This is a genomic window from Sphaerotilus sp., assembly GCF_013299175.1.
Lineage (GTDB): Bacteria > Pseudomonadota > Gammaproteobacteria > Burkholderiales > Burkholderiaceae_C > Sphaerotilus.
The window spans coordinates 1-24,072 of sequence record NZ_JAAFKF010000064.1 but is presented as its reverse complement, the minus strand read 5'-3'; the positions used below and the strand labels follow the sequence as shown (position 1 = coordinate 24,072).

Here is a 24,072-nt window from a genome sequence, read left to right as displayed (position 1 = left end):
AAAGTCGATCCAGCATCCACCCGACAGGTTCAGCCCCTACACGGACTGGCAACGCTCTTCGGTCAATGACCAGGCCATCGGCCAGTGGTTGATTCGGCATCAACTGGCCTCTCTGCAGCAAGGCAAGGTCACGCCAGGATTTAAGTTATTGCAAGCTGCGGTCCGAGGCGCGATCGAGAACTGTTCGGGACTGTATTTCGATATTGAGGGGTCCAAGGTCGTCGTGGAATTCTCGGATGGCCGATCGACGCTCTTTGAAAACCTGAGCGATGGTCAGCGGACATTGCTGGGGTTGTTTTGTGACCTGGCCCGCAGGATCAGCATCCTCAATCCCCATCTGGGCGAACGCGCCTTGGCTGAAACACCCGGTGTCGTGCTGATTGATGAGCTGGACTTGCACCTTCATCCCAAATGGCAGCGCCGCATCATCCAGGATCTTCGGCGCACCTTCCCGAAAGTCCAGTTCATCTGCACCACGCATTCCCCGCAGTTGATTGGTCAAGCCCGGCCGGATGAAATCATCCAACTGGATTCCTCGCGAACCACGGCGCATCCCGGGCAGAGCCTGGGCATGGACTCAAACTGGATACTGCGCCACATCATGGGCAGCGATGACCGCGACCCTGACGTGGCCAAGGCATTGGACGACTTGTTCGAGCACATCGAGCAGGCGCGCTTCGACGAGGCCCAGGCGGCGTTGGTGGCTCTGCGGCAGCGCATTGGCGAGCACCCGGAACTGGTGGAAGCCGATGCGCTGATCGGGCGGTACACCCGGCACGACGGGGAGTGAGCGTTTGAAGGCCATCAAGAAACAGGGCGAACCCGCTGCCCTGAAGGACTGGAAGCGCGACATGCAACAGGGCGCGCCACAGAACCTGGACTATGGCAACCTGCCCACGCCGGTGAAGGAAGCGGTCAAGGCGGCGTTGCTGGTGGAGCAAGGGTATCTGTGCGCCTACACGCTGCAGCGGTTGGCGGCGGCCAGCGACTGCCACATCGAGCATGTGGAGCCACAAAACGCCGCGCCGGGCAAAAGTCTGGACTACGCCAACATGGCTGCGTGTTGGCCGGACAACGGTGGCAATGTAACCAGTGGATACGGTGCGCCAGTGAAGGCGGGGGCGGCAGTCACGCTGAATGTCGATTTTGTGTCGCCTCACGCACCGGGATGCGAGGCGCGGTTTGTGTATGACGCCTCGGGTGCGGTGCGTCCACGCGGCGGCGATGCGGCCGTGCAAGGCACGATCGACCGGGTGCAGTTATGCCATGACCGGCTGTGCGAATTGCGGCGCAGCGCGGCCCAGGCGTGGGGATTGGTGCTGTCGCCACGCGGGATGCGCAGCCGGCGGCACCTGAAATCGGCGGCGGAGGCGCGGCGCTTCGCGGCCGAGGTGCTGCAGCCCGATGCGCAGGGGCGGCTGGAGCCGTTCTGTGTGGCCTTGTCTCAGATTGCGCTGAAGTACGCTGAGCAGGAAGAGAAGCGGTCTCAGCGGCTGCGAGCCGGTCACGGGGGCAAGGCCGGAGAGTGAAATCCACAGCCTGTCCCGCCGTCACATGCTGCGCCGATACTGCCCGCCCACCTCGAACAACGCCCCCGTGATCTGCCCCAGCGAACACACCCGCACCGCGTCCATCAGCACCTCGAACACATTCGCGTTGTCAATCACCGCCTGCTGAAGCCGCTTCAGCATCGCCGGCGCCTGGGCCGCATGGCGCGTGTGGAAATCGCCCAGCCGCGCGAGCTGCGATGCCTTCTCGTCGTCGGTGGAGCGCGCCAGCTCGATCGTCTCCGGGATCTCGTCGCCCTTCGGATTGCGGAAGGTGTTGACGCCGATGATCGGGTACTCGCCGGTGTGCTTGAGCATCTCGTAGTGCATCGACTCTTCCTGGATCTTGCTGCGCTGGTAGCCCGTCTCCATAGCCCCCAGCACGCCGCCCCGATCCGCGATCTTCTCGAACTCGGCCAGCACGGCTTCCTCCACCAGCTCGGTCAGCTCGTCGATGATGAACGCGCCCTGGTTCGGGTTCTCGTTCTTCGCCAGACCCCACTCGCGGTTGATGATCATCTGGATCGCCATCGCGCGGCGCACCGACTCCTCGGTCGGCGTCGTGATCGCCTCGTCGAAGGCGTTGGTGTGCAGCGAGTTGCAGTTGTCGTACACCGCGATCAGCGCCTGCAGCGTCGTGCGGATGTCGTTGAACTGGATCTCCTGCGCGTGCAGGCTGCGGCCCGAGGTCTGGATGTGGTACTTCAGCTTCTGGCTGCGGTCGTTGGCGCCGTACTTGTCGCGCATCGCCACCGCCCAGATGCGGCGGGCGACGCGGCCGAGCACGGTGTATTCCGGGTCCATGCCGTTCGAGAAGAAGAACGACAGGTTGGGCGCGAAGTCGTCGATGTGCATCCCGCGCGCCAGATACGCCTCGACGAACGTGAAGCCGTTCGACAGCGTGAAGGCGAGCTGGCTGATCGGGTTCGCGCCCGCTTCGGCGATGTGATAGCCGCTGATCGACACCGAGTAGAAGTTGCGCACGTCGTGGTGGACGAAGTACGAGGCGATGTCGCCCATCACCTTCAGGCTGAACTCGGTCGAGAAGATGCAGGTGTTCTGGCCCTGGTCTTCCTTGAGGATGTCGGCCTGCACCGTGCCGCGCACATTGGCCAGCACCCACGCCTTGATCTTCGACGCTTCGTCGTCGGTCGGGTCGCGGCCGTTGTCGGCCTTGAACTTGTCGAGCTGCTGGTCGATGGCCGCGTTCATGAACATCGCCAGGATGCTCGGCGCCGGGCCGTTGATCGTCATGCTCACCGAGGTCGTCGGGCTGCACAGATCGAAGCCTGAATACAGCACCTTCAGGTCGTCCAGCGTCGCGATGCTCACGCCGGAGTTGCCGACCTTGCCGTAGATGTCCGGGCGCAGGTCCGGGTCGGCGCCGTACAGCGTGACCGAATCGAACGCGGTGGACAGGCGCTTGGCCGGGATGCCTTCGCTGACGAGCTTGAAGCGGCGGTTGGTGCGGAAGGCGTCGCCTTCACCCGCGAACATGCGCGTCGGGTCTTCGCCTTCGCGCTTGAACGCGAACACGCCAGCCGTGAACGGGAAGCTGCCGGGCACGTTGTCCAGCATCAGCCACTTGAGCAGCTCGCCGTGGCACTCGTAGCCGGGCAGGGCGACCTTGCGGATCTTGTTGCCGCTCAGCGTGGTGTGGACGAGGTTGGTGCGGATTTCCTTGTCGCGGATCTTCACGACGTATTCGTCACCGGCGTAGGCGCGCTGCATCTCCGGCCATTGCGCCAGCAGCTTCTTGGCGCCCGGATCAAGCCGCTCCTCACGCTGCTGTGCCAGATCGGTCAGTGCCTCGACGCCGCGGTTCTTCGCCGGGTTGGACTGCCGGAACATCACGGCGCTGGCGCGCAGTTGCTGGATTTCGCGGGCGAGCGTGGCCTGCTGGCGGACTCTGGCCTTGTAGCCGCGCACGGTGTCGGTGATCTCGGCCAGATAGCGCGCACGGGCGGCCGGGACGATGGGCGTCTGGTGCGTGCTGTGGCGGGTGTTGACCAGCGGCAGGCGGCCTTCGCCGAGCGGCAGGCCGAGCGCGCCAAGCCGGACCTTGAGCGCCTGGTACAGCGCTGTCACGCCGTCGTCGTTGAAGCGGCTGGCCATCGTGCCGAACACCGGCATCTGGTCGGGCATGACGGTGAAGGCTTCGCGGTTGCGTTGCACCTGCTTGGCGACATCGCGCAGCGCGTCGGCCGAGCCCTTGCGGTCGAACTTGTTGATGGCGACGAACTCGGCGAAGTCGAGCATGTCGATCTTCTCCAACTGGCTCGCGGCGCCGAACTCGGGCGTCATCACGTACATCGGCACATCGACGAAGGGCACGATCGCCGCGTCGCCCTGGCCGATGCCGGAGGTCTCCACGATGATCAGGTCGAAGCCGGCGACCTTCGCCGCGGCCAGCACTTCGGGCAGCGCGGCCGAGACTTCCGAGCCGGTGTCGCGGGTGGCGAGGCTGCGCACGTAGACGCGCTGGCCGTTCGACCACGGGCCGGTGGCGTTCATGCGGATGCGGTCGCCGAGCAGGGCGCCGCCGCTCTTGCGCCGCGACGGGTCGATGCTGATGACGGCGATGCGCAGCGAATCATCCTGGTCGAGGCGCAGGCGGCGGATCAGCTCGTCGGTCAGGCTGGACTTGCCCGCGCCGCCCGTGCCCGTGATCCCCAGGACCGGCGTCTTGCTCGCCTTGGCCGCTTCATGCACGGCGGCGACCACGTTGGCATCGGCCTTGCCGTTTTCCAGCGCGGTGATGAGCTGAGCCAGCGAGCGCCACGCCGCTTCGGTGTGGCCTTGCAGCGCGGCGAGGTCGGTGGGCGCGTAGCTGGACAAGTCCTGGTCGCAGCGCATCACCATCTCGCCGATCATCCCCTGCAGCCCCATGCGCTGGCCGTCCTCGGGGCTGAAGATGCGCACGCCGTGGCTGTGCAGGTCGCGGATCTCGGCCGGCACGATCACGCCGCCGCCGCCGCCGAAGACCTGGATGTGCGCGCCGCCTCTAGCCTTGAGCAGCTCCACCATGTACTTGAAGTATTCGACGTGGCCGCCCTGGTAGCTGCTGACCGCGATGCCCTGCACGTCTTCCTGCAGCGCCGCCGTCACCACCTCGTCCACCGAGCGGTTGTGCCCCAGGTGGATCACCTCGGTGCCCATGCCCTGCAGGATGCGCCGCATGATGTTGATCGCCGCGTCGTGGCCGTCGAACAGGCTCGCGGCGGTGACGAAGCGCACCTTGTTCGTGGGGCGGTAGTTCGCCAGGGCTTTGTGGTCGGCGGACAGGTCGGTCATCGGAGGCTCCAGTCGGGTGCGTGCGATTTTGCGTTGACGTTTACGTAAACGTCATTTGGGGACAACCCTCGGTTTTTGCCTCATTCCTGTGCGCTGCACGCGCTTGGGGCGTGGAGATGGTGCGGCGCACAAAAGAGGACGGTTCTACAGGGCTGCTGAGAGGCACAACGCGGGTGTGCAGACCTGGCACGGTCCCTGCAGTAATGCTGTCGAGGCCCCGGCAACGGGGCGCTCACTAGGTGGGACATTTTGGACAACGGCGTCCGATCGTCCCGGCTCCCCGGCACTGCCCAAGCAGGCGCCGAGGGTCGGACAACGATCGTGACGCCGTCTTTTTTTGCCACGGAGATTCTGCACATGACGACGCCCCTGTTCCCTGTCAACCCGTCTCGACGCGAGTTCATCCAGCGTGCCGCCGCCGTGACGGCCGCAGGCAGCGCGGTCGCCTTGCCCGGTGGTGCCTGGGCCGCTGGCTCGGATGCACCCGAGAAGAAGGAAGTCCGCATCGGCTTCATCCCGCTGACCGACTGCGCCTCGGTGGTGATGGCCTCGGTGATGAAGTTCGACGAGAAGTACGGCATCAAGATCATCGCGTCCAAGGAGTCGTCCTGGGCCGCCGTGCGCGACAAGCTGGTCAATGGCGAGCTGGACGCGGCACACGTCCTGTACGGCCTGGTCTACGGTGTTCACCTCGGCGTGAGCGGCCCGAAGAAGGACATGGCGGTGCTGATGACCCTGAACCACAACGGCCAGGCGATCTCGCTGTCGAAGAAGCTGGCCGACAAGGGCGCGGTCGATGGCGCAGGACTCGCCAAGGTCATGAAAGCCGAGCCGCGCGAATACACCTTCGCGCAGACCTTCCCGACCGGCACCCACGCGATGTGGCTGTACTACTGGCTGGCCTCCAACGGCATCAACCCGATGACCGACGCCAAGGTCATCACCGTGCCGCCGCCGCAGATGGTCGCCAACATGCGCGTGGGCAACATGGACGGCTTCTGCGTGGGCGAGCCGTGGAACCACCGCGCCATCATCGACGGCATCGGCGTGACCGCCACGACGACCCAGGACATCTGGAAGGACCACCCCGAGAAGGTGCTGGGCTGCACGGCCGAGTTCGTCCAGAAGAACCCGAACACGGCGCGCGCCATGGTCATGGCGATCCTGGAGGCCAGCCGCTGGATCGACACCGGCCTGCAGAACAAGATGAAGATGGCGGAGACGATCGCCGAGAAGTCGTATGTCAACACCTCGGTGGACGCGATCAACCAGCGCATCCTGGGCCGCTACCAGAACGGCATGGGCAAGACCTGGGACGATCCGAACCACATGAAGTTCTTCAACGACGGCGCGGTGAACTACCCCTACCTGTCGGACGGCATGTGGTTCCTGACGCAGCACAAGCGTTGGGGCCTGCTCAAGGGCGATCCGGACTACCTCGGTGTCGCCAAGGAAATCAACCAGACGGCGCTCTACAAGGAAGCCGCCGCGCAACTGAAGATCAACGTGCCCAAGAGCGACCTGCGCAGCAGCAAGTTCGGCGACGGCGTGGTCTGGGACGGCACCAACCCGGCGAAGTACGCCAGCAGCTTCAAGATCAAGGCGGCCTGACCATGAGCGCGTTCACCTTGCCTGTTTCCGGTGCGTCCAGCGCCACTGCGTCTGCGGCACCCGCTGCCGCCCCGCGCACACCGGCCGCCGTGCCTGCCCCGGTGATCGACGTGGCGGCACAGGCCCGGCTCAAGGCCCAGGTCGCCGCGATGGCCCGCGCCCAGCGCCTGCGCACCATGGCGCGGTTCGCGGCGCCGCTGCTGGGCTTTCTCGTGCTGCTGCTGGTGTGGCAAGCCGTGGCGCACAGCGGCGACAAGCAGCTCCCCGGCCCGATCCCGGTCTGGCACGCGGCGGTCAAGCTGTTCTCCGACCCGTTCTACGTCAACGGCCCGAACGACCAGGGCATCGGCTGGAACGTGCTGTCGTCGCTCAAGCGCGTGGGCGTGGGCTTCGGGCTGGCGGCGCTGGTGGGCATCCCGCTGGGCTTCATGATCGGGCGCTTCAACTTCCTGAACCAGATGCTCGACCCGCTGATCAGCCTGCTGCGGCCGGTGTCGCCGCTGGCCTGGCTGCCGATCGGGCTGATGGTGTTCAAGGCCGCCAACCCGGCGGCGATCTGGACCATCTTCATCTGCTCGATCTGGCCGATGGTGATCAACACGGCGGTCGGCGTGCGCCAGGTGCCGCAGGACTACCTCAACGTGGCCCGCGTGCTGAACCTGTCCGAGCTGACGATCCTGCGCAAGATCCTGTTCCCGGCGGTGCTGCCCTACATGCTGACCGGCGTGCGGCTGGCGGTGGGCACGGCGTGGCTGGTGATCGTCGCCGCCGAGATGCTGACCGGCGGCCAGGGCATCGGCTTCTGGCTGTGGGACGAGTGGAACAACCTCAACGTCGCCCACATCCTGATCGCGATCTTCGTCATCGGCGGCGTGGGCGTGATGCTCGAAGCCTTGCTGGTGGCGATTGCCCGCCGTTTCGACTATTCCTGAGTTTCCGAAAAACCGAGTTTTCGAGGACACGCACCATGAGCACGAGCACCCCCGCCCCGGACCCCCGCAGCCAGCGTTTCCTGCGCATCGAGAACGTCGGCATGTCCTTCCCGACCAAGAAGGGCACCTTCGTCGCGCTGCGCGACATCAATCTGGACGTGGCCCGCGGCGAGTTCATCACGATGATCGGCCACTCGGGTTGCGGCAAATCGACGCTGCTGAACCTCGTCGCCGGGCTGACGACGCCGACCTCGGGCGTGCTGCTGCTCGATGGACGCGAACTCAAAGGCCCCGGCCCGGAGCGCGCCGTGGTGTTCCAGAACCACTCGCTGCTGCCGTGGATGACCTGCCAGGAAAACGTCGGGCTGGCGGTGGACCGCGTGTTCGGCGCCACCGAGTCGAAGGCGCAATTGCGTGACCGGGCTTTGGCGGCGCTGGAGCTGGTCGGCCTGATGCACGCCAAGGACAAGCGGCCGGGCGAGATCTCCGGCGGCATGAAGCAGCGGGTCGGCATCGCCCGGGCGCTGGCGATGGAGCCGAAGATGCTCCTGATGGACGAGCCGTTCGGGGCGCTCGATGCGCTGACCCGCGCCAAGCTGCAGGATGAGCTGATGAAGATCGTCGCCACCACCGGTTCGACCGTGATGATGGTGACGCACGACGTGGACGAGGCGGTGCTGCTGTCCGACCGCATCGTGATGCTGACCAACGGGCCGGCGGCGACCATCGGCGAGGTCCACCAGGTGCCGCTGCCGCCGGTGCGCGAGCAGTTCCGCGCCCGGCTGGAGATGGCGCACAACGCCGATTACCTGCGTGCCCGCGAGGCGGTGCTGGAGTTTCTGTACCACAAGCAGGTGCATGTGGAGAAAGACGCCGCCTGATCCGCCTGCGCATGACTGGTCAGGACGGTCGGCACACCCTCCTTTTGTACTGTTTTGAAACGGCCGTGTTGCAATGGATGCGCGCAGCGTGAAGATTTACAGTCACAATTCTCATGTGGTGAACCAGCGACCCCGTTGGGTCCGTCACCACGGTTGCGAGGGCCGACCTTGGGGATTCCGTGCAAGACCGCTGCTGGCCACGCCGAGCTGGCATCGCAGGACTGTCGCCTGTCCAAGCGACACCGCGTGTTGCTGCTCCTGGTGGACGGGGTGCGTTCATTGGACGATGTGGTGTTGCTGGGCCGCCAAGTCGGTGTGCCACGCAGCCACATCGATGAGCTGTTCGCGCTGGGCTTGATCGTCATCGGGCCACCTGCCGGACACGCTGCCAGCGCATGGGCCTGCCTCGACCCGGACACCGGCTACACCTTGACACCATCCAGTCCCCCGGACCACGCCGAACTGGCACCACCCAGCACCCCGGACTACGGTTCGGTTCCGGCGCGGGGTGCGGTTCTGCAGGTGCGGCGGCTGTTGCAGCGCATTGAATCGCTGCTGGCGGCCCGCTGAAGGGGAATGGGGTGGTCGCGTGCTTCTACACTCTTCCCGCATGAACTTTCTCGTCATCGATATCGGCAACACCCGCCTGAAATGGGGTCTCTACGCTGCACCTCATCCGGGCGCTGAGCTGCTCGCGCATGGTGCTTCCTTTCTCGAAACCATCGACCGCCTGGCCGACGAAGAGTGGGCGCACCTGCCCGCGCCGACGCACATGCTGGGCTGCACGGTGGCGGGTCTGGCTGTGCGCCGGCGGGCCGAGGAGCAGTTGGACGCGTGGGGTCTGGCGCCGCGCTGGGTGGTGTCGCAGCCGTCGGCCTGCGGTGTGACCAACGGCTATGAACACCCGGCCCGGCTCGGCTCCGACCGCTGGGTGGCGATGATCGGGGCGCGGGCGCGGGTGCTGGCGTCCGGGCCACCGCGGCCGGCGCTGGTGGTGATGGTCGGCACGGCGGTCACGGTGGACGCCCTCGATGCCGAAGGGCGCTTCCTCGGCGGGTTGATCCTGCCGGGCTTCGGGCTGATGCTCAAGGCGATGGAGTCGGGCACGGCCGGGCTGAAGGTGCCGACCGGTGAGGTCTGCCTGTTCCCGACCAACACGAGCGACGCGCTGATGAGCGGTGGCACCTACGGCATCGCCGGCGCCATCGAGCGCATGCACCGCCACCTCGTGCAGCGGTGCGGACAAGCACCCGTGCTGCTGATGAGCGGCGGCGCGGCGGTCAAGCTGGCGCCGGAAACCGACCTGCCTTTTGTGCTGACGGACACGCTGGTGTTCGAGGGGCTGCTGCAGCTCGCTGCTGCCGACCCGTATCAGGGGACGTGAGGCGGGACAGGCTGGCGGTCCAGCCATGCCTGCAACTGCGCTGCGGTCTGCGGTGCGCTGATCATCATGCCTTGGAGCTGGTCACACCCCAGCCCGACCAGGAACGCGCGCTGCGCCGCCGTCTCCACCCCTTCGGCCACGACGCTCAGGCCTAGGCCGCGGGCGAGCTGCACGATGGCGCTGGCGATGGCGGCGGACTCGCGCTGGTGCGGCAGCTCCTGCACGAAGGAGCGGTCGATCTTCATGGTGTCGATCGGCAGTTCCTTGAGGTGGCTCAGCGAGGAGTAGCCGGTGCCAAAGTCGTCCACCGACAGCTTCACGCCCAGTGCCCGCAACTGCAGCAGCCGCGCGCAGACCTGCGGCACATCGTCCATCAGCATCCGTTCGGTCAGCTCCAGCTCCAGCCAGCCCGCGGGCAATCCGGTTTCGGCGAGCAGGGCCTGGATGGACGCCACGAAATCGGGCGCCTGGAACTGCAGGGTGGACAGGTTGACCGCCACCGTCAGCGGCCAGCCCGCGGCGTGCCACTGCTGCGCCTGGCGGGCGGCTTCACGCAGCACCCAGGCACCGATGGGCACGATCAGCCGGTGCTGCTCCGCCAGGGCGATGAACTCGTTCGGCGCCAGCAGGCCGCGCTGCGGGTGCTGCCACCGGATGAGCGCCTCGACACCGACCGGGTGCCCGTCACGCGCCCGGACCTGCGGCTGGAACAGCAGCGCGAACTCGTCGTGCGTGATGGCGTGGCCCAGCTCGCCTTCGAGCATCAGTTGGTCGTAGGCCGTGGTGGCGACCTCCTGCTCGAAGAAGGCGAAGGTGGCACGTCCACGGGCCTTGGCGACGTGCATGGCGGCGTCGGCGTGCTTGATGAGGACATCGGGCGTGTCGCCGTCCTGCGGATACAGCGCGATGCCCAGCGATGGCGTGACCGAGATCGACTGGCCTTCGACCACGACCGGTGCCCCCACCGCGTCGAGCAGCTTGCCGGCCACGCGCACCACGGCCTCGCGGTCGCGCACACCCGGCAGCAGCACCATGAACTCGTCGCCGCCGAAGCGGGCAACGCGGTCGGTGCTGCGCACGCATTCGCACAGGCGCTGCGCGATGGTCTTCAGCAGTGCGTCGCCACGGGTGTGACCGACCGAGTCGTTGACGCGCTTGAAGTGGTCCAGGTCGATGAAGAGCAACGCGAGCTGGGTGTCGGAGGCGCGGGCGGCGACCATGAGGTGGTCGAGCTGGGCGAGGAAGGCGGCGCGGTTCGGCAGGCCGGTCAGCGCGTCGTGGTGGACGAGGTAGTGCAGCCGGGCCTGGGTGGCGCGGCGGTCGCGGATGTCGCGCACCACGGCCATGCGCATCGGCTCGCCGTGCTGCACCGTGCCGCGGTCGATCATCTCGACGGGGATGCGCGTGCCGTCCTGGTGGACCACGGCGGTTTCGAAGGTGACATCCTGGAGAGCGTCGAGCTGCCGGAGGGTGTGGGTCTGGTGCTCCGGCGCGATCAGCATCAGGGCCGGGCGGCCCAGCAGGTCGTGCAGCGACAGCCCCACCAGCTCGCACAGGGCCGGGTTGGCATCGGCGATGTGGCCGTCGCGGTGGAAGAAGATGCCTTCGACGCCAGCCTGCAGGAACTTGGACAGGCGCTCTTCGGATTCGAGCAAGGCGCGCTCGGCGGCGTGGTGGCGGCTCTGGTCCACGATGAGCACGTAGACGCCCGCACGGCGGCCTTGCGGGTCCAGGTGGGGCGTGAGGGTGATCTCGACCCAGAGCTGCTGACCGTCGCGCAGGGACAGCGGTTGCTCCAGCGTGCGTGCCTGGTCGTCCTGCAACGTGACGGCCAGTGCGGGCGAGAGTTGCCGGCCCAGTGCGGGTGCCATCACGTCGGTTAGCGCACGGCCCAGCGGGCTGCGCGCGGCGTCGCACAGGCCCTGCATGAAGGTGCGGTTGGCGTAGGTGCAGAGCTGCCGCGGGCCGTCGAAGTAGGCCATCATGACCGGCGCGCTGTCGGCCAGCCGGCAGAGCTTGTCCCGGTCCTGAACGGCCTCGGGCGTGGCCTCCCCGGAGGGTGTGGCGTCGTCAGCAGCGGGACCGGAGGGGGAGGGCATGGGGTCGATGATACCCAGCGGGCCGCACTTGTCAGACGACCGCATACCCCGTGTTCCGGGGTGGTACCCCCTGGTGTCAGAGGATGTACCGCGACAGATCTTCGTTGCCAGCAAGGGCGCCGAGGCGTTTTTCCACCTCCGCCGCGTCGATGGAGACGGTCTGGCCGGCCCGCTGCGGTGCGTCGAACGAGACTTCGTCGAGCAGCCGCTCCAGCACGGTGGAGAGTCGGCGGGCGCCGATGTTCTCGGTGCGCTCGTTGACGCCGTGGGCGGTTTCGGCGAGGCGGCGGATGGCGTCGGGGGTGAACTCCAGCGTCACGCCTTCCGTGGCCAGCAGCGCCTGGTACTGCTTGATGAGGCTGGCGTGGGTGCTGGAGAGGATCGCCTCGAAGTCGTCCACGCTCAGCGACGACAGCTCGACCCGGATCGGAAAACGCCCCTGCAGTTCCGGGATGAGGTCGCTTGGCCGTGACAGGTGGAACGCACCCGACGCGATGAAGAGGATGTGGTCGGTCCTGACCATGCCGTGCCTGGTCTTGACGGTGGTGCCTTCGACCAGCGGCAGCAGGTCGCGCTGCACCCCTTGGCGGGACACGTCGGCCCCCTGTGATTCGCTGCGGCTGGCGACCTTGTCGATCTCGTCGATGAAGACGATGCCGTTCTGCTCGGTGTTGTGCAGGGCGCGGGTGACGATCTCTTCCTCGTTGACCAGCCGTTGCGCCTCCTCGTCGATCAACAGGCGCCGGGCCTCCGCGATCGTGACCTTGCGCGTCTTGCGCTTGCCCTGGCCGAGCTGCGAGAACATGCCCTTGAGCTGTTCGGCCATGTCTTCCATGCCGGCCGGCCCCATGATCTCGACCGCCGGCCGCGCCTCGGTGAGGTCGATCTCGATGTCCTTGTCTTCCATCGTGCCTTCGCGCAGGCGCTTGCGGAAGGTCTGGCGGGTGGGGCTGTCGGCGGCAGCGGGTGGCGGCACGAGCACATTGAGGATGCGCTCCTCGGCGGCATCTTCGGCGCGGTGGCGCATCTGGGTGACCTGCTGCTCGCGCTCTTGCTTGACAGCGTTCTCCACGAGGTCGCGGATGATGGTGTCCACGTCTTTGCCGACGTAGCCGACCTCGGTGAACTTGGTGGCCTCGACCTTGATGAAGGGCGCGTCCGCCAGCTTGGCCAGGCGGCGGGCGATCTCGGTCTTGCCGACACCGGTCGGGCCGATCATCAGGATGTTCTTGGGCGTGATCTCGTGGCGCAGCGCGGGGTCCACCTGCTGGCGGCGCCAGCGGTTGCGCAGCGCGATGGCGACGGCGCGCTTGGCGTCGTGCTGGCCGACGATGTGGCGGTCGAGTTCGGAGACGATCTCCTGCGGGGTCATGGCGCTCATGGTCGTTTGCCGCTTCAGTCCAGCGTCTCGATGGTGTGGGATTGGTTGGTGTAGATGCACAGGTCGCCAGCGATTTCCAGCGAACGCTTGACGATCTCGGCCGGCGCCATCTCGGTGTGCAGCAGCAGCGCACGGGCCGCGGCCTGTGCATAGGCGCCCCCCGAGCCGATCGCCACGATGCCATGCTCCGGCTCCAGCACGTCGCCGTTGCCGGTGATGATCAGCGAGGCGGTGCGGTCGGCGACCGCGAGCATGGCTTCGAGCCGGCGCAGCACACGGTCGGTGCGCCAGTCGCGGGTCAGCTCGACGGCAGCGCGCACGAGGTGGCCCTGGTGCTTCTCCAGCTTCGACTCGAATCGCTCGAACAGCGTGAAGGCGTCGGCGGTGGCGCCCGCAAAGCCGGCCAGCACCTGGTCGCGGTGCAGCTTGCGCACCTTGCGCGCGCTGGACTTGACGATGATGTGGCCGAGCGTGACCTGGCCGTCACCGCCGATGGCCACGGTGTTGCCGCGACGCACGCTGACGATGGTGGTGCCGTGATAGGACTCGGTGGACATGGGCGAGGGGGTTTCCAGTGAAGGTCCAGTGAAGGCCCGGCCCGCACGGTACGCAGGCCAGCACAGGGATCAGAAGTTCCGGACGGTGACGCGGGCGTGTTCGCTGATGCCCATGGCACCGCAGAACAAGGCCACCAGGCGGTGGGCATCGACGAAGCTGACGCTGCGGCCCTCGGCGTGGCGCGAGAGCACCCAGTTCAGCAGGTCGCCGGCCGCGATGAAATCGACGCGGATCAGGCGCGTGCAGGAGACCTGGATCAGCGCGGACTTGCCGATCTGCTGGTCCATGCCTTTCAGCAGGTTGCCGATGTCGCCGATGAGCTGGCCGTTCAGCTCGACGGTGGCGATCTCCAGCGGTTCTTCATCGGGTGTCTGCGACTCCATGAAGCCGGTGACGACCTCGGCGACGCTGGAGACCGGGGCCACCGGGCGACCGGTCTCGTCCGACAGCCGCAGGATGCAGCGTGACGCGCTCCACGAGGGCGGCGAGACCTCGTAGGTCATGCAGTAGTCGATCGCGACCTGGTCGAAGTCGAGCGGGCGGTGCGTCAGGCGCAGGGCTTCGAGGCGCAGCATCCAGTACGCTGGATCCGCATCGCGCACGCTGGTGGGCGACAGGTCCGCCAGCAGCGCGAACAGCGTGTCGCCACCCAGCCAGCACATCTCGATCGGCTCGTCGGACCAGTCCCTCAGCAGGCGGTGCAGCGCGCTGGCGGCCTGCGCGTCGATGTGGCGGGTGTGGCGCCAGTCGAGCACCCAGGGCAGCGGCATCTGCAGCAGTTGCGAGCGCAGTTGCGTCACGGCATCCGCGTCGATGAAGTCAGGTGCGACCCAACCGACCGTGCCGTCGAACTGGCTGCTGCCGCGCTGGGTGGGGCGTGCGCGCTCGCTGGCGACGGCGTCCGCCACCAGCCGCGGCAGCGAATACCACTGTGGCGGAGACCAGCCGAAGCGTTGCGTGTAGTCGAGCGCGAGCGACTCGAACTTGGTCTGCTGGCCGATGGCGCGGTAGAGATCGAACAGTGCGTACCAGGTCTCGGCGTGCTGTGCGCGCGGGCCGCTCAGGCTGACGAGGCTGTGCAGCGAGCGTTCGCACAGATCGAAGTCCGCATTGGCGAAGGCGATCACCGCCTCGTCGAGATCGGGGTCGTGGGCCAGTTCGGTGACTTCGACGCTGTGCGGCGGCGAGTCGTCCATCGGGCCGTGGACGCTGCTGATGCGGCCCAGCGGCGCGCGGGGCGTGCTGGCGGGCCGCAGCGAAATGGCGCGGGAGTGGGTGTCCTGGCCGATGAGTTCCGACTCCATCTGCATCGGCGTCGTCGGCTTGAAGGCGTCGGAGAGCTGGGGATGGGTCGCCATGACCTGGGGCGCAGTGGTGGCGCCAAAAAACGAGTCGGTGCGGGCGATCGGTGCCTGGCGTCCCACCGTTACGGCGGCGTTGCGCCGTTGCGCCGCACCATGCGATTCACCGACCATCTGGCGCTCGATGGCGTCGATCTTGCCCTTGACCTCGTCGCTGTCGGGGCGTGTGGCGTAGCTGTCCTGGCTGCGGACTTCGGAATCGTCAAGGTGGGACAGGCCATCCAGTCCGGCCAATCCTTCACCGGTCAGGCCCTCGCGGCGGATCTTGCGCAGCGTGTCGAACTCGCGCTTGCGCACGAAATCGTTGCGCCGCTTGCGCTCGATCATCGCCTTGAGCTCGGACTTGGCGTAATCGTCCTCCCGACTGTCGGCGCTGGCTGCGCTCAGGTCTGCCCAATCGGTGGTCGGGTTGAGCGCAAAGCGCACCACCTTGCGGAAAAAACCGCTCTTGGGAGAATCCTTGGGGTCAGCCATGTCTGGAGGTGCGGCCGGGCCCGTGTGCTCAGTCGCCGAAGAGTTTTTGTTTCAGTTCCCTGCGCTGCTGCGCTTCCAGCGAGAGTGTAGCGGTCGGACGGGCCAGCAAGCGGCCCAGGCCGATCGGTTCGCCGGTTTCATCACAGTAGCCGTAGTCGCCGGATTCGATGCGGCTGAGCGACTGGGTGATCTTCTTGAGCAGCTTGCGCTCGCGGTCGCGGGTGCGCAGCTCCAGTGCGTGCTCTTCCTCGATCGTGGCGCGGTCGGCCGGATCGGGGACGATGGAGGTGTCTTCGCGCAGGTGCTCGGTCGTCTCGCCGGCGTTGGTCAGCAGGTCGTCCTTCTGCTTCTTCAGGCAAGCGCGAAAGAAGTCGAGCTGCTGGTCGCTCATGTACTCGCTCTCGGGCATGGCCATCAGCTCGGCGTCCGTCAGGTCGCGTCCGGCTTTGGTCTTCCACGCGTTGGCGAGGGTCGGGTCAGTCTTGGGATCGTTCTGGGGCATGGGGGACTCGGGTGGCAATCAAGGGTGAAATCGTGGCGGCCACCTGTCAGGGCCGATTCCGGGCGCGCGGATTGTAGCCACCCCGGCCCGTGGGTGTCTGAGGGATGCCCCTCACAGTGGATTCCGGGGGGTGGCGTCGCTGGTGGTGTTTCACACCAGACACTGCGCCAGCCCTTGCTGGAACACGTCACCTGGCAGGTCGATGCCGATGAACACCATCTTGCTCTGGCGCTTCTCGCCGGGCATCCACTTCGGGCCAAGGTCGCTGCCCATGAGCTGGTGGACGCCCTGGAAGATGACCTTGCGCTCGGTGCCCTTCATGTTCAGCACGCCCTTGTAGCGCAGCATCTTCGGGCCGTAGATCTGCACGATCGAGCCGAGGAAGTCTTCGAGCTTCGCGGGGTTGAACGCCTTGTGGGAGCGGAAGACGAAGGACTTCACGTCGTCGTCGTGGCGGTGGTGGTGCGGGTGGTCGCAGGCTTCGCCGGGTGCGTGGTCATGGCCGTGGTGGTCGTCGTGGCCATGGCTGTGGCCGTGGCCCTGGTCGGCGGCGGCGAGGAATTCCGGGTCGATTTCCAGCTTGGCATTGAGGTTGAAGCCGTGGAGATCGAACACCTGTGCGATGGGCACGTCCCCGAAGTTCACCCGGCGCTGCGGAGCGCGCGGGTTCATGTGCTTCAGGCGGTGGGACAGCGCGTCGAGTGCCACCTCGTCCACCAGATCGGCCTTGCTGATGAAGAGCTGATCGGCAAACCCGATCTGGCGGCGCGCTTCCTGGCGTTCGTCGAGCTGGGTCTGGGCATGCACGGCGTCCACCAGCGTGAGGATCGAGTCGAGCAGGTAGCTCTCGGCCACCTCGTCGTCCATGAAAAAAGTCTGTGCCACCGGGCCGGGATCGGCGAGTCCGGTGGTTTCGATCACCACACGGTCGAACACCAGCTCGCCCTTGCGGCGCTTCATGGCCAGATCCGACAGCGTCGAGCGCAGGTCTTCGCGGATGGTGCAGCACACGCAGCCGTTGCTGAGCTGGATGATCTGCTCCTCGGTGTCACCGACGAGGATGTCGTTGTCGATGTTCTCTTCGCCGAACTCGTTCTCGATCACGGCGATTTTCTGGCCGTGGGCTTCGGACAGGATGCGCTTGAGCAGCGTGGTCTTGCCCGAGCCGAGGAAGCCGGTGAGGATGGTCGCGGGGATGAGGCCAGTGGCAGTGGACATGGGTGGATGCGGAGCTGTGAAGCGGTGAATCTGTGGGAAAAGCCGGATTGTCGAATGTCTGTCAAGCCCCCAGGCGTGTCAAGGCATCCAGCCTGCCACTGCAAAGACCGCGGACACAGGAGCCGCTCCGGTACCTCGCCGCCACCGGCATCGGGTATTCTCGGCACATGATCACTACCGGCACCTGATCGTGTCCGAATCCCCGCAGAGTTCCCGTTTCGGCCGCGAGCCGGGGCGGGCCACTCCACACGATCACCGCACGCTGTTCGAGCGCGTGATCGAATTCATTTCCCCCGGTCCCGACTCCCGGGCCGAGCTTCTGGAGACGCTGGCCGACGCCGAGCAGCGCGAGCTGATCGATCCCGAATCACGCTCCATGCTCGAAGGCGTGTTGCGCATGGCCGATCTGACGGCCGGTGACGCGATGGTGGCCGCACCCCGCATGGACCTGCTCGACATCGCATCGACCTACGACGAGGTGCTGGCCAGTGTCATCGACACGGGGCATTCGCGCTTCCCGGTCTTCGAGGGCGAGCGCGACAACATCGTTGGTGTGCTGATGGCCAAGGATCTGCTCAAGGTCCAGCGGTCGCCCGATCTGCACCTGCGCACGCTGCTGCGGCCGGCGCTGTTCGTGCCCGAATCCAAGGGGCTGAACGAGCTGCTGCGCGATTTCCGCTCCAACCGCAACCACCTGGCCATCGTCATCGACGAGTTCGGTGGCTTGGCTGGCCTGATCACCATCGAGGATGTGCTGGAGGAGATCGTCGGCGAGATCGAGGACGAGTTCGATGACAAGGTCAGCGGATCCGGCCTCTATACCCTGGCCGATGGCAGTTGTCGGGTGCCGGGAGACGCGGCGATCGAGGCGGTCAACGCCCACTTCGCGATGGACCTGGCCGAGGACGGCATCGAGACCATCGGTGGACTCGTCGCGCACCGCAATGGCCGGGTACCCCGGCGCGGCGAGATCGTCGATGTCGGGCCGCTGCGCTTTTCAGTGATGCTGACGCGGGGCGGAGCGGTGCGGTGGTTCAAGGTGGTCCCGCTGTCGCTGGACGAGATGGCGGGCGGTTGAGGGCATGGCGGACGCTGCGCTGAGCCGGGGGCGTTGGTGTGCCCTGCTGCTGCTGGCGGTGCTGGCCGGTGCGGCCCAGGCGTGGTCGATGGCGCCGGTCGCACGGGGCTGGCTGCAGGTGCTGTCGGTGGCGGCGCTGGCGGGTTTGGTCCGCGCCTGCCCTCGGCAGCGGGCGGGGTGGATCGGCGGCGCGTTCGGCGTGGCCTGGCTGGCGGGCACGTTCTGGTGGCTGTTCATCAGCATGTACCGCTATGGCCACCTGCCCGCATGGCTGGCCGGACTGGCGGTTGCGGCACTGGCGGCGGCACTGTCGGCCTACCTGGCGCTGGCGATGGCCGTGTTCGCCCGCTGGCAATGCGGGCGGCTGGGGCCGGATCTGCTGCTCTGGAGCGCGCTGTGGCTGCTGGCCGAGCTGGGGCGCGGGGTGGTGTTCACCGGCTTTCCGTGGGGTGCAGCAGGGTATGCCCATGTCGAGGGGCCGCTGGCGGCGCTGGCGCCCTGGGTCGGGGTGTATGGCATGGGCGCGGCGGCTGCGGCGCTGGGCTGGCTGGTGCAGCGCGGGCTGGCGTCTGCGCAGTGGGGCGGGCGAACGGGGGCTGTGCTGGTGGTGGTGGCGCTGGCGGGGTTGCCGGGGTGGAACGGTGGTGACTTCACGCGGGCGCGCAGCGAACTCTCGGTGACGCTGCTGCAGGGCAATGTGCCGCAGGACGAGAAATTCGATTTCAGCCGCCTGCCCGAGACGCTCGACTGGCACCTCAAGGCGCTGCTCGCGTCGCAGGCGGATCTGGTGGTCGCGCCCGAGACCGCCATCCCGCTGCTGCCGGCACAGCTCCCGCAGGGGCTGTGGATGGCGCTGCTCGACCATTTCGGGCAACGCCACACCCGTGCGCTGATCGGTGTGCCACTGGGCGATGCCGAGCGGGGCTACACCAACTCGGTGGCCGGACTGGGCGCCGGGGCGGGCGAGTCCTTCTACCGCTACGACAAGCACCACCTGGTGCCCTTCGGCGAGTTCATCCCGCTGGGGTTTCGCTGGTTCGTGGACCTGATGCAGATGCCGCTCGGGGACTTCGCCCGCGGCCCGCTGGTGGCGCAGTCGTTCGCGGTGGGCGCCGAGCGGGTCGGGCCGAACATCTGTTACGAAGACTTGTTCGGCGAAGAGCTGGCTGCGCGCTTCGTCGATCCGGCGGCGGCGCCCACCGTGCTGGCCAACGTCAGCAACATCGGTTGGTTCGGCGAGTCGGTCGCGGTGGACCAGCACCTGCTGATCTCGCGCCTGCGCACGCTGGAGCTGCAGCGGCCGATGGTGCGCGCCACCAACACGGGTGCCACCGTGGCGATCGACCACCGTGGCGTGGTGACGCACCGGCTCGCGCCGCACGTGCGTGGCGTGCTGGAGGCACGGGTGCAGGCGCGCGAGGGCACGACGCCGTTCGCGTGGTGGGCCGGGCGGTTCGGGCTGTGGCCGCTGTGGGGGCTGGGGCTGCTGGGGGTCGTGTTGATGCGGCGCCGTGCCTGATGTTCAGTGGGGTTCAGCGGGACGCCACGGGGCTTTGTGTCCACCGCCGCGCCGCCGCCTCGACCACCTCCGACAACGGCACGTCCTGCGCCCGCTGCCGCCGCAGCCACTGTGCGTCGTTGCCCTCGCCGAGCGACTCGCGCAGCAACTGGCAGGCTTCCCACGACTTCAGATCGACCGCATGCGCCTCGACCCGCGCCAGCGTGCGGACGATGTCGTCGCGCAGCTTGCCGCGCTCCTTGGTCTGCGGGTTGACGATCTCGCCCTGCAGTCCGAAGCGGCACGCCTGGAAGCGGTTGTAGGTGTAGACGAGGTAGTCGTCCTCGACCGGTTCGAACGGCCGCTCCTCGATCAGGTAGCGGCAGATCGCCTGCAGATAACACGCGAGTGCGGCCGCCTTCTCCACCGTCAGCGGCGTGTCGCACACGCGCAGCTCGATCGTGCCGTACTCGGGTTTGGGGCGGATATCCCAGTAGAAATCCTTCATCGACTTGACCACCCCGGTGGCGGCCATCTTGTCGAAGTAGCCGCCGAACTCGTCCCAGCTCCGCACGAACGGCGCCCGCCCCGACAGCGGGAAGGCGAACACCGAGTTCAGCCGCGCCGAGTCGAAGCCGGTGTCCTGGCCCTGCACGAAGGGGGACGACGCCGACAGCGCGATGAAGTGCGGCACGTAGCGCGACAGCGCGTGCAGCAGCCATAGCGCGTCGTCGCCGTTCGGGCAGCCAACGTGGACATGCTGGCCGAAGACGGTGAACTGCTTGGCGAGGTAGCCGTAGAGGTCGCTGATGTAGTGGAACCGCTCGCCGGGGTAGATCTGCTGCTCGCTCCAGTGCTGGAAGGCGTGGGTGCCGCCACCGGCGATCTCGATGTTCAGCCGCCGCGCCGCCCGCACGAGCTGGTCGCGCATGTCGCGCAGCTCGGCCACCAGCGGCGCGTGCTCGCGCTGGATGGACGTGCCGATCTCGATCATCGAGCGCGTGATCTCGGGCTTGATGTCCCAGGCGCCGGTGTGGCGGGCGGTCTCGCGCAGCAGGTCTTGCGCCTGCGGGATGAGGTCGTGGTCGTGGGTGGAGATGAGTTGCAGCTCCAGCTCGACACCGATGGTGAGCGACTCGGAGAGGGCGAATTCCTGCAAGGGCATGGGGTGGGTTCCTCGTGGCGGGGCGGGGCGTGCGCGGGTCAGCGGGGCGCGTTGCTGCAGGTCTCGCGGGCCACCTTGCACAGCCCGAGCTGCAGCCAGACCGGCCCGCTCAACTGCATCAGCGTCAGCGCGATCAGCAGCGCCTGCAGCAGCGTCGAATCCGGCAGCGGCAGCGCGCTCGGCCAGCCCAGCGTGTTGCCGGTCAGCAGCACCGCCAGACTCGACGCCGGCTGCAGCGCCAGTCCCAGCCCGAGTGCCTGCCGCCAGCCCAGACCGCTCGGCCGCGCCAGCAGCAGCACGGTGCCGGTCTTGGCCAGCAAGCGCGTGCCGATGATCGCGGCCACCAGCGGCAGCAGGTCGATCAGCCCTTCCAGCGTGGACAACAGCCCCAGCGTCACCAGCAGCAGCAGCGTCAGCGCCGCGCCGCCGCTGCCGAGCTGCGGCTCCACGCGCAGCCGGTGGCCCATGCGCGAGCGCGCCACCATGCCGGCGATCAACAAGGACAGCAGCGGCGAGAACGTGAACTGCGCCGCCAGCATCGCCGCCAGCACCACCAGCGCGAGCTGCAGCGCCGCCAGCCCCGACCCCTGGATCTGCCGGCTCAGCCGCTCCAGCAGCAAGCCGCTCACGGCGCCGAGCAGGTAGGAGCCGCACAGCGTGTAGAGCGCCCCGGCCAGCGCAGGTTGCCACTCGAATCCGTCCGAATCCAGCGTGGTCAACACCCGCCACGCCGTCAGGGCCAGCACGGCGCAGACCGTGTTCACCGCCGTCATCATCAGCAGCCGGTCGCTCACCTGGCCGCGCGGCTTGAGTTCGTTGAGCACGGTCATGGTGATCACCGGCGAGCTGGCCATCGCCACCGCCCCGGCCAGCGCCGCCGACGACAGCGACACGCCCATCCCCACCAGCACTGCCGTCACCGCCGCGCCCGTGACGAGCGCCTCGGCCAGGCACTTCACGGCCAGCCACGGGTTGTCGATCAGCCAGCGCGGCCGGATGCGGCTGCCCAGCTCGAACACCAGCAGCCCGACCGCCAGGTCCAGCAGCGGCTTCCACGGATCCAGCTCGGCGCGGGCCACCAGGCTCAGCGCCAGCGGGCTGGCCAGCGCACCGACCAGCATCGCGCCCAGCGCCCGCGGCAGCCGCGTCATGCGGTGGACGGCTTCGCCCGCCAGCAGCGCCACGATCATCAGCACCGCCAGCCCCATGATCGGGTCCGCACCGCGCAGTGCCTGGATCGGCCACAGCGCCAGCTCGCTGCCGAGCGTGCCGAGGTTGTCCAGACTCAGGCCACCCTGCAGGTCGGCCGCCAGCCGGTCCAGGGGAAACGACACATCGAACTTGCTGACACTCACACCCGGTCTCCTGAGCGGCACGGCTGAATTGGGGATGGTTACATGGCGTACATTGAGAAATACGTCACGAATATTTGCGGTCTTGGGCGCAGTGTAGCGACCGCTTGGCGCCCGCACAGTAACAAGCTGATGTGACGCTGAGGGGGCAGCGCAGGGCCGGGGCCGATAATGTCCGATTCCCCAGAAAACTCCCCATGGCCCTCCTTACCCTTCTTGACGCCAGCCTCGCCTACGGGCATGTCGCGCTGCTCGACCACGCCGCGATGTCGCTGGAATCCGGCGAACGCATCGGCCTCATCGGTCGCAATGGCACCGGCAAATCGTCGCTGCTGAAAATCCTCGCCGGCCTGGAGCTGCCCGACGACGGCACGCTGCAGGTGCAGACCAACGTGCGCCGCTACTACGTGCCGCAGGAGCCGCAGTTCGCGCCGGGCATCAGCGTGTTCGATGCGGTCAGCGTCGGGGTGGCCGAGGCCAAGTCGCTGCGCGAACGCTACGAGGCCCATGCCGAGGGCGACGATCTGGACGCGCTGCAGAGCCAGATCGAGGCCGTCGATGGCTGGACCTGGGAGCAGCGGGTGGGTGAAACGCTGGAGCGGCTCAAGCTCACGGCGGACCAGCAGGTCGATGCGCTGTCCGGCGGTCTGCGCAAGCGGGTGGCGCTGGCGCAGGCGCTGGTGGCCGCACCCGACGTGCTGCTGCTCGACGAGCCGACCAACCACCTGGACCTGGAATCGATCATCTGGCTGCAGGACTTGCTGATCTCGTTCCGTGGCGCGGTGCTGCTCATCACCCACGACCGGGCGTTTCTGGACGCAGTCTCGACGCGCATCCTCGAACTCGACCGCGGCCAGATCCGCAGCTACCCCGGCAGCTTCACCACCTACGAGGCGACCAAGGCCCGCGAACTCGAAGACGAGTCGCTCTTCAACGCCCGCTTCGACAAGCTGCTGGCGCAGGAAGAGGTCTGGATCCGCCGGGGCGTCGAAGCCCGCCGCACCCGCAGCGTCAGCCGCATCAACCGCCTGACCGCCCTGCGCGACCAGCGGGCGGCGCGGCGCGACGTGGTGGGCAAGGTGCGGCTCGAAGTCGATGCCAGCTCGCGCAGCGGCAAGATCGTCGCCGAGCTGGAGGACGCCACCAAGTCCTACGGCGACCGCACCATCGTGCGCGGCTTCACCGGGACGATCCTGCGCGGCGACAAGGTGGGCCTGATCGGGCCGAACGGCGCGGGCAAGACGACGCTGCTGAAGATGATCCTCGGCGCACTGGAGCCGGACAGCGGCACGGTCAAGCTCGGCACGCTGCTGCAGGTCGCCTACTTCGACCAGATGCGCGAGGCGCTCGACCTCGACGCCACGCTGGCCGACACGATCAGCCCCGGCAGCGAGTGGATCGAGATCGGCAACGCGCGCAAGCACGTGATGAGCTACCTCGGCGACTTCCTGTTCTCGCCGGCGCGGGCCAATTCCCCGGTGCGCAGTCTGTCGGGCGGCGAGCGCAACCGGCTGCTGCTGGCGCGGCTGTTCGCGCGGCCGGCGAACGTGCTGGTGCTCGACGAGCCGACCAACGACCTCGACATCGAGACGCTGGAGCTGCTGGAAGACTTGCTGCAGAACTTCAAGGGCACCGTGTTCCTGGTCAGCCACGACCGGCGCTTCCTCGACGCGGTGGTGACGAGCACCATCGTCAGCGAAGGCGACGGCCACTGGCGCGAGTACGAAGGCAGCGTCG

Annotated in this window: 19 protein-coding genes; 10 read left to right on the top strand and 9 right to left on the bottom strand. The window is 67.4% G+C overall.

The genetic code is table 11. The features are described 5' to 3' along the window. Both QZW52_RS12105 and QZW52_RS12100 read left to right on the top strand, forming a co-directional pair. Positions 1-790 (top strand): AAA family ATPase (locus tag QZW52_RS12105; RefSeq protein ID WP_293999053.1); only part of this gene is annotated, 790 nt, incomplete at its 5' end. A 4-nt stretch (positions 791-794) separates the two neighbouring features. Then, complete coding sequence (locus QZW52_RS12100) at positions 795-1,529, top strand: retron system putative HNH endonuclease (protein WP_293999051.1); 735 nt, start codon at positions 795-797, stop codon at positions 1,527-1,529. Between the two features lie 21 nt (positions 1,530-1,550). Here QZW52_RS12100 and icmF read toward each other — a convergent pair whose 3' ends face one another. Then, positions 1,551-4,841 (bottom strand): fused isobutyryl-CoA mutase/GTPase IcmF, encoded by a 3,291-nt coding sequence (gene icmF / locus QZW52_RS12095; protein WP_293999048.1) that lies wholly within the window; start codon positions 4,839-4,841, stop codon positions 1,551-1,553. 357 nt (positions 4,842-5,198) lie between these two features. On the opposite strand from icmF, the gene QZW52_RS12090 reads away from it, so the two are divergent. The 5 genes from QZW52_RS12090 (at position 5,199) to QZW52_RS12070 (ending at position 9,649) form a co-directional block, all read left to right on the top strand. Continuing rightward, on the top strand, positions 5,199-6,452 hold the full coding sequence (locus QZW52_RS12090; protein WP_293999045.1) for a CmpA/NrtA family ABC transporter substrate-binding protein: 1,254 nt from the start codon (positions 5,199-5,201) through the stop codon (positions 6,450-6,452). Further along, entirely contained in the window at positions 6,449-7,384 is a 936-nt protein-coding gene (gene ntrB, locus QZW52_RS12085; protein ID WP_434738326.1) for a nitrate ABC transporter permease, read from the top strand. The genes QZW52_RS12090 and ntrB overlap by 4 nt, the downstream gene beginning before the upstream one ends. Before the next feature lie 35 nt (positions 7,385-7,419). After that, positions 7,420-8,265, top strand: a complete 846-nt coding sequence (locus tag QZW52_RS12080; RefSeq protein ID WP_434738325.1) for an ABC transporter ATP-binding protein — start codon at positions 7,420-7,422, stop codon at positions 8,263-8,265. Between the two features lie 246 nt (positions 8,266-8,511). Further along, positions 8,512-8,835, top strand: a complete 324-nt coding sequence (locus QZW52_RS12075) for a hypothetical protein (RefSeq protein WP_293999040.1) — start codon at positions 8,512-8,514, stop codon at positions 8,833-8,835. Positions 8,836-8,875: 40 nt separating this feature from the next. Then, positions 8,876-9,649: a type III pantothenate kinase gene (locus QZW52_RS12070; RefSeq protein ID WP_293999037.1), complete on the top strand. Its 774-nt coding sequence runs from the start codon at positions 8,876-8,878 to the stop codon at positions 9,647-9,649. Here the strand turns inward: QZW52_RS12070 and QZW52_RS12065 are convergent. The 6 genes from QZW52_RS12065 to QZW52_RS12040 form a co-directional block, all read right to left on the bottom strand. Continuing rightward, positions 9,637-11,748 carry a putative bifunctional diguanylate cyclase/phosphodiesterase gene (locus tag QZW52_RS12065; RefSeq protein WP_293999034.1) on the bottom strand — a complete coding sequence of 704 codons (2,112 nt, stop codon included), beginning with the start codon at positions 11,746-11,748 and terminating at the stop codon, positions 9,637-9,639. The two genes, QZW52_RS12070 and QZW52_RS12065, sit on opposite strands and share 13 nt — an antisense overlap. Before the next feature lie 76 nt (positions 11,749-11,824). After that, entirely contained in the window at positions 11,825-13,129 is a 1,305-nt protein-coding gene (gene hslU / locus QZW52_RS12060) for an ATP-dependent protease ATPase subunit HslU (protein ID WP_293999031.1), read from the bottom strand. Positions 13,130-13,143: 14 nt separating this feature from the next. Continuing rightward, entirely contained in the window at positions 13,144-13,686 is a 543-nt protein-coding gene (hslV, locus tag QZW52_RS12055; RefSeq protein ID WP_293999028.1) for an ATP-dependent protease subunit HslV, read from the bottom strand. Positions 13,687-13,755: 69 nt separating this feature from the next. Then, positions 13,756-15,522 (bottom strand): hypothetical protein, encoded by a 1,767-nt coding sequence (locus QZW52_RS12050; RefSeq protein WP_293999025.1) that lies wholly within the window; start codon positions 15,520-15,522, stop codon positions 13,756-13,758. Positions 15,523-15,550: 28 nt separating this feature from the next. Continuing rightward, positions 15,551-16,024, bottom strand: a complete 474-nt coding sequence (dksA, locus tag QZW52_RS12045) for an RNA polymerase-binding protein DksA (RefSeq protein WP_293999023.1) — start codon at positions 16,022-16,024, stop codon at positions 15,551-15,553. 150 nt (positions 16,025-16,174) lie between these two features. Further along, positions 16,175-17,242 (bottom strand): CobW family GTP-binding protein, encoded by a 1,068-nt coding sequence (locus QZW52_RS12040; protein WP_293999020.1) that lies wholly within the window; start codon positions 17,240-17,242, stop codon positions 16,175-16,177. 190 nt (positions 17,243-17,432) lie between these two features. On the opposite strand from QZW52_RS12040, the gene QZW52_RS12035 reads away from it, so the two are divergent. Together QZW52_RS12035 and lnt are read left to right on the top strand one after the other, a co-directional pair. Continuing rightward, entirely contained in the window at positions 17,433-18,320 is an 888-nt protein-coding gene (locus QZW52_RS12035; protein ID WP_293999017.1) for an HlyC/CorC family transporter, read from the top strand. Positions 18,321-18,324: 4 nt separating this feature from the next. Continuing rightward, the gene (gene lnt / locus QZW52_RS12030; protein WP_293999014.1) at positions 18,325-19,839 is read left to right on the top strand and encodes an apolipoprotein N-acyltransferase; all 1,515 of its coding nucleotides are present in this window, start codon (positions 18,325-18,327) and stop codon (positions 19,837-19,839) included. A 13-nt stretch (positions 19,840-19,852) separates the two neighbouring features. On the opposite strand, the gene QZW52_RS12025 is transcribed toward lnt, so the two are convergent. Both QZW52_RS12025 and QZW52_RS12020 read right to left on the bottom strand, forming a co-directional pair. Further along, positions 19,853-20,983: a YbdK family carboxylate-amine ligase gene (locus QZW52_RS12025; RefSeq protein ID WP_293999011.1), complete on the bottom strand. Its 1,131-nt coding sequence runs from the start codon at positions 20,981-20,983 to the stop codon at positions 19,853-19,855. Between the two features lie 38 nt (positions 20,984-21,021). Further along, a complete protein-coding gene (locus QZW52_RS12020) occupies positions 21,022-22,338 on the bottom strand; it encodes a cation:proton antiporter (protein WP_293999008.1) in 1,317 nt (438 codons plus the stop codon). Between the two features lie 194 nt (positions 22,339-22,532). Here QZW52_RS12020 and QZW52_RS12015 point away from each other — a divergent pair. Beyond that, on the top strand, positions 22,533-24,072 hold a 1,540-nt coding region (locus tag QZW52_RS12015), incomplete at its 3' end, for an ABC-F family ATP-binding cassette domain-containing protein (protein ID WP_293999006.1).

Coding starts and splice junctions, on each gene's coding strand:
- icmF (WP_293999048.1), bottom strand. CDS start 4,841: ATGACCGACCTGTCCGCCGACCACAAAGCCCTGGCGAACTACCGCCCC.
- hslU (WP_293999031.1), bottom strand. CDS start 13,129: ATGAGCGCCATGACCCCGCAGGAGATCGTCTCCGAACTCGACCGCCAC.
- QZW52_RS12080 (WP_434738325.1), top strand. CDS start 7,420: ATGAGCACGAGCACCCCCGCCCCGGACCCCCGCAGCCAGCGTTTCCTG.
- QZW52_RS12025 (WP_293999011.1), bottom strand. CDS start 20,983: ATGCCCTTGCAGGAATTCGCCCTCTCCGAGTCGCTCACCATCGGTGTC.
- QZW52_RS12090 (WP_293999045.1), top strand. CDS start 5,199: ATGACGACGCCCCTGTTCCCTGTCAACCCGTCTCGACGCGAGTTCATC.
- QZW52_RS12070 (WP_293999037.1), top strand. CDS start 8,876: ATGAACTTTCTCGTCATCGATATCGGCAACACCCGCCTGAAATGGGGT.
- QZW52_RS12065 (WP_293999034.1), bottom strand. CDS start 11,748: ATGCCCTCCCCCTCCGGTCCCGCTGCTGACGACGCCACACCCTCCGGG.
- dksA (WP_293999023.1), bottom strand. CDS start 16,024: ATGCCCCAGAACGATCCCAAGACTGACCCGACCCTCGCCAACGCGTGG.
- QZW52_RS12050 (WP_293999025.1), bottom strand. CDS start 15,522: ATGGCTGACCCCAAGGATTCTCCCAAGAGCGGTTTTTTCCGCAAGGTG.
- hslV (WP_293999028.1), bottom strand. CDS start 13,686: ATGTCCACCGAGTCCTATCACGGCACCACCATCGTCAGCGTGCGTCGC.
- QZW52_RS12040 (WP_293999020.1), bottom strand. CDS start 17,242: ATGTCCACTGCCACTGGCCTCATCCCCGCGACCATCCTCACCGGCTTC.
- lnt (WP_293999014.1), top strand. CDS start 18,325: ATGGCGGACGCTGCGCTGAGCCGGGGGCGTTGGTGTGCCCTGCTGCTG.